Below are 5,469 nucleotides of genomic sequence, written 5' to 3'. Positions count from 1 at the left end.
CGCCCCGGGCGTCCACGGTGATCTTCTGGCTCAGGTCGCCGTTGGCCACGGCCGTGGTCACCTGGGCGATGTTGCGGACCTGCCAGGTCAGGTTGGACGCCATGAAGTTCACGTTGTCGGTGAGGTCCTTCCAGACCCCGGAGACGCCCCTGACCTGCGCCCGGCCGCCCAGCTGGCCCTCGGTGCCGACCTCGCGGGCGACGCGGGTGACCTCGTCGGCGAACGCCCGCAGCTGGTCCACCATCTTGTTGACGGTGAGCTTCAGTTCCAGCAGCTCGCCGGTCGCCTCCACCGTCACCTGCTGGGTCAGGTCGCCGGTGGCCACCGCGGTGGTGACCACGGCGATGTCCCGCACCTGCGCCGTCAGCCGGGACGCCATGGTGTTGACCGCCTCGGTCACATGCAGCCAGTCGCCGGACAGCCCCTGGACCTTGGCCCGGCCACCGAGCCGGCCCTCGGTGCCGACCTCGCGGGCGACCCGGGTGACCTCGCCGGTGAACAGCGACAGCTGGTCGACCATGCGGTTCACGCCGTTGCCCAGGCGGCGCAGATCGCCGCGGAGCTCGCGGTTGCCGTCGTGCAGATCGACCCGCTGGGTCAGATCGCCGTCGGCCACCGCGTCCAGCACCCGGGTGGCCTTGGCCAGCGGGACCACCAGCGCTTCGAGCACGGTGTTGGCCGCCTCGATGTTCGTCGTCCAGGTCCCCTGCCCGGGGCTCGCGGAGATCCGCTCGTCCAGCCGGCCCTGCCGGATGATCTCGCCGCGGACGCGTTTCAGCTCGGAGGCGAGATGGGCGTTGCGGGCGATGATCTGGTTGAAGGCGCCGGCCATGTCGGCCAGCACCCCGTCAGTGGAGTCGTCGGTCGGCACGCTCTCCACACGCGTGGTGAAATCCCCGTCGCGCACCGCGTTCATCGCCGCGAGCAGCGGCCGCAGCTCACTCGTGCGTACCCACTGACCGTTGGGCGGGGGCGCGGGCGGCACGGGCCGGACGTACGCGGCCGGCTCGGACGGTTCGGAGGGCTGAGCGGGCTCGGGAGGTTCGGGCCGGGCGGGGTCGAGTGCCATGGCACACCATCCCCCAGTGATCGAAGCGGGGAAATCCCATCGGGCAGAGTGATCCATTTGGGCAGGTATGACATAGTATAAAGCGCTCGTAATCACTTTTTCCCGGCATATCCAGGGGGCGCAGTGGTACCGCTGTCCTCCCCGCACACGACGGAATCCGTGTCCCGGAAAGGTCTGCCCGCGAACCAGCTCGCGGCCGCCGGCGCACGCAAGTTCGTGCGCGCGCTGCTCACCGAACGGGCCGCCGCACCACCCGCCACCGCGGGGCCCGGCTCGGCAGCGATCAACGCGGAGCTCATCCACGACGCCGTGCTGCTCACCAGCGAGCTGGTCACCAACGCGGTGATGTACGCCGGCACCGAGATCGATGTGACCTGCCGGCTGGAGCACGAGCAGGAGCCCCCCGAGGGCGACGGGGAGCGCCGCCGGGCCAAGCTGGGCCTGGTCATGGAGGTCTCCGACCGCCATCCGGCCCGGCGGGTACGCGGAGGGGTGGACGCCCGCACCGGCGAGCCGGGATACGGCCTCCAGCTGGTGAGCGCGCTGGCGGAATCGTGGGGCGTGACCTACCGCAAGTCGGTGAAGACCGTGTGGTTCCGGCTGGAGGCCACCGAGGGCCGGCCCGGCGTGACCGGCTCCGTGCCCCGGCCCGAGACGCGCGCCGTCGCGCCTCCGGTGCGGCCGGCCCAGCCCGTCGCCCAGCGCCCCCGTACGCACGGCTACGCCGCCGAGTGGGCCGACCGCGGCGGCCCGTCCTTCCTCGCCGAGACCAGCGAACTGCTGGCCGGGCAGCTCGACCAGGACATGGTCACCGCGCTCGCCGCCCAGCTGCTGGTGCCCCGGCTCGCCGACTGGTGCGCGATCTGGCTGACCACCGAAAGCGGCACCATGCAGCTCTCCCGGGTCTGGCATGTCGACGAGCGGCGGATCGCTCCGCTCCGTGCCGACCTGGAGGTGGACCCGCCGGCCGACCTCATCCGCACCGCCGGGACCCCCTGGCCCTGGCCGGAATGCGCCGGTGCGGCCTCCTCGGGCGGGTCCGCGCTGGCCTTCCCCCTGGTCGCCCGGGACACCGACCAGGGCATGCTGCTGCTCGGCCGGGCGGGACACCTCCAGATGACCGACACCGTGGTGCGGATGGTCGAGGACGTCGCCCGCCGCGTCGCCCAGGCCGTGCTCACCGCCCGCCAGTACACCCGGCAGACCACGATCAGCCTGGCGCTCCAGCGGCGGCAGCTGCCCGCGACGCTCGCCAGCATCCCCGGCGTCGACACGGCGATCGTCTACGAGCCGCACGGCGAGGGCCAGACCGTCGGCGGCGACTTCTACGACGTCTTCCCGATGGGCGACCGGCGCTGGTGCTTCCTGCTCGGCGACGTCCAGGGCAAGGACCCGGAGGCGATGTCCGTCACCGGCCTGGCCCGCCATCTGGTGCGGCTGCTGGCCCGCGAGGGGCACGGCGTCGAGTCGGTGCTCGGCAGGCTGAACCTGGCCATGGCCGAGGAGAGCGCGGAGGCGGTGGAGCTCGGCGGCGAACAGGCCAGCTCCCGCTTTCTGAGCCTGTTGTACGGCGAGCTGGAGGTCGATCCGGGCACTCCCGGGGCCCGCTGTACGGTCGCCACCGCCGGCCATCCGCCGCCGCTGCACATGTTCGTCGACGGCCGGGTCGAGGCGGCCTCCGACCCCCAGATGCTGCTCGGCATCGACGAGGGCACCGAATTCCAGGCCAGCTCCTTCGCCCTCGCCCCGGGGGAGACGCTGCTGTGCGTGACCGACGGGGTCACCGAACGCCGCTGCGGCAACTGGCAGTTGGACGACAACGACGGTCTGATCGAGGTACTGCGGGACGGCACGGGGCTGGGCGCCAAGGCCCTTGCCGAGCATGTCCGGCGCGCCGCCCACGACTTCGGCACCGGACCCGTCGAGGACGATCTGTCGGTGCTGGTCCTCCAGGCGGTGACCCCGGTGGCCGATCGGCGCCCGTGAGCGGCCGGCCGGCCCGCCGGTGGCCGGCGGTCAGCGCCGCGGCCTCACCGCCCGCCGCCGGCCTGGGTGGCCACCGGCCGTCCGCCACCGGAGATCACGCCCCCGCCCAGCCCGGCGACGGTGTCCAACTGCCCGCCGAACAGCGGGCGGCCGAGGGAGGGGCCGTCGACGGCGGCCCGCGGGGCCGGGGCGGCCGCGGGTGCCGCCTGAGCGGTGCCGCAGGCGAGCACACCGACACCGCCCAGGGCGGCAAGGACGAGGCAACGGCCGAGGTGGGGGCGCATAAGACGCTCCTGTCAGAAGAGGAAACCGGGAAAACCGGACGCTGGTCAGCGTGCTGCTCCGTCCGGACGCCGCACAAGCAACGTGCCGTAAGGGCCATCCCTCCGGGTGAACGGCGGCCGCCCGGCCTTTGACCTGGGGGAACGGGGGAGGGCTGCCGGGCGGGGCGGCGGCGCCGCAAAACCGCGGGCGGGCCGCCGGAAGCCCGCGGCGCCCGCCCCGTGCCCCACCCCGCTCCGGCCATATGCCTCCATGAGCGGGCAAGAACACACCCCCGGGGGCGTGACATACCGCGCGGTATGCGTCGACAATCTCAGCACCATTACCCGCCCGTACACAGCGGAGGCACCCGGTGCTCAGCACGATGCAGGACGTACCGCTCACCGTCTCGCGAATCCTGACCCACGGGTCGACGGTTCACGGCGAATCGCAGGTCATCACCTGGACCGAGGGGGAACCGCACCGGCGCACCTTCGCCGAGATCGGCCGCCGGGCCGCCCAGCTCGCCCATGCGCTGCGCGACGAGCTGTCCGTGGCCGCCGAGGAACGGGTCGGCACGCTCATGTGGAACAACGCGGAGCACATGGAGGCGTATCTCGCCATCCCCTCCATGGGGGCGGTGCTGCACACCCTCAATCTGCGGCTGCCCGCCGAGCAGCTGGTGTGGATCATCAACCACGCCGAGGACCGGGCCGTGCTCGTCAACGGCACCCTGCTCCCGCTGCTCGCCCCGCTCCTCCCGCAGCTGCCGAACCTCCGTCACATCGTCGTCGCGGGCCCCGGCGACCGGTCGGTCCTCGACGGCGCGCGGGCCCGGGTGCACGACTACGAAGAGCTGATCGCCGGCCGCCCGGAGAGCTACGCCTGGCCGGAGATCGACGAGCGGGAGGCCGCGGCGCTCTGCTACACCTCCGGGACCACCGGCGACCCCAAGGGCGTCCTCTACAGCCACCGTTCGCTCTATCTGCACTCGATGCAGGTCAACACCGCCGAGGCGTTCGCGCTCAGCTCCCGCGACATCACCCTGCCGGTCGTGCCGATGTTCCACGTCAACGCCTGGGGCCTGCCGCACGCCGCGTTCATGGCCGGCGCCTCGCTGCTGATGCCGGACCGCTTCCTCCAGCCCGCGCCGCTCGCCGAGATGATCGAGACCGTCCGGCCCACCATCGGCGCCGCCGTCCCCACCATCTGGCAGGGCCTGCTCGCCGAACTCGATGGCAAGCAGCGGGATGTCGCCTGTCTGCACACGGTCGTCATCGGCGGCTCCGCCTGTCCGCCCGCCCTGATGCGCGGCTTCGAGGAGCGGCACGGCATCCGCGTCGTACACGCCTGGGGCATGACCGAGACCTCCCCGCTCGGCAGCGTCTCCCACCCGCCGGCCGGGGTCAGCGGCGACGAGGAGTGGGCCTACCGCGCCACCCAGGGCCGGTTCCCCGCCTCCGTCGAGGCCCGGCTGATCGGCCCGGACGGTGAGCAGCTGCCCTGCGACGGCCGGTCCGCGGGCGAACTGGAGGTCCGCGGGCCGTGGATCGCGGGTGCCTACTACGGCGGCGCGCAGGGCGAACCGCTGCGCCCCGAGGACAAGTTCAGCCCCGACGGCTGGCTGCGCACCGGAGACGTCGGCACCATCACCCCGAACGGCTATCTCACGCTGACCGACCGCGCCAAGGACGTCATCAAGTCCGGCGGCGAATGGATCTCCTCGGTCGAGCTGGAGAACCATCTGATGGCGCACCCGCACGTCGTGGAGGCCGCGGTGGTCGCCGTCCCGGACGACAAGTGGGGCGAGCGGCCGCTGGCGACGGTGGTGCTCAACGACGGCGCGACCATCGGCTACGAGGAGCTGAAGGCGTTCCTCGGCGAGCGGATCGCGCGCTGGCAGCTGCCGGAGCGGTGGGCGGTGATCCCGGCGGTGCCGAAGACCAGCGTGGGCAAGTTCGACAAGAAGGTGCTGCGCAAGCAGTACGCGGAGGGCGAGCTGGACGTCACGCTGCTGGCGTAGCCGGGTACGCGGGACGTCCCGTGGTGGGGGGCGGCGGGGCGGGGCCCCCCCCCCGGGAGGTTAATGCGCATGGGGGGGCGTTGTGGGGGGGGTTGGGGGGCGGGGGGCGCAAACCCCCCGGCCCGGTGAG

The 5,469-nt window shown here is 72.8% G+C and carries 4 protein-coding genes; 2 read left to right on the top strand and 2 right to left on the bottom strand.

Features of this window, described 5'->3' with window-relative positions; translation table 11 throughout:
• On the bottom strand, window positions 1-1,069 hold a 1,069-nt coding region (locus ACFWJW_RS10040; protein ID WP_387237389.1), incomplete at its 3' end, for a HAMP domain-containing protein.
• Window positions 1,070-1,228: 159 nt separating this feature from the next.
• Between ACFWJW_RS10040 and ACFWJW_RS10035 the strand changes: the two genes are divergently transcribed.
• The gene (locus tag ACFWJW_RS10035) at window positions 1,229-3,055 is read left to right on the top strand and encodes a SpoIIE family protein phosphatase (RefSeq protein ID WP_387237386.1); all 1,827 of its coding nucleotides are present in this window, start codon (window positions 1,229-1,231) and stop codon (window positions 3,053-3,055) included.
• Window positions 3,056-3,099: 44 nt separating this feature from the next.
• Here ACFWJW_RS10035 and ACFWJW_RS10030 read toward each other — a convergent pair whose 3' ends face one another.
• Entirely contained in the window at window positions 3,100-3,339 is a 240-nt protein-coding gene (locus tag ACFWJW_RS10030; protein ID WP_387237384.1) for a hypothetical protein, read from the bottom strand.
• A 350-nt stretch (window positions 3,340-3,689) separates the two neighbouring features.
• Between ACFWJW_RS10030 and ACFWJW_RS10025 the strand changes: the two genes are divergently transcribed.
• On the top strand, window positions 3,690-5,339 hold the full coding sequence (locus tag ACFWJW_RS10025) for a long-chain fatty acid--CoA ligase (protein WP_387237381.1): 1,650 nt from the start codon (window positions 3,690-3,692) through the stop codon (window positions 5,337-5,339).
• Window positions 5,340-5,469 lie beyond the last annotated feature (130 nt).

The organism is Streptomyces sp. NPDC127097 (genome assembly GCF_042724075.1).
Classification (GTDB): domain Bacteria; phylum Actinomycetota; class Actinomycetes; order Streptomycetales; family Streptomycetaceae; genus Streptomyces.
Note: the sequence above shows the minus strand (reverse complement) of the source record. Positions and strands in the feature narration are given on the sequence as shown.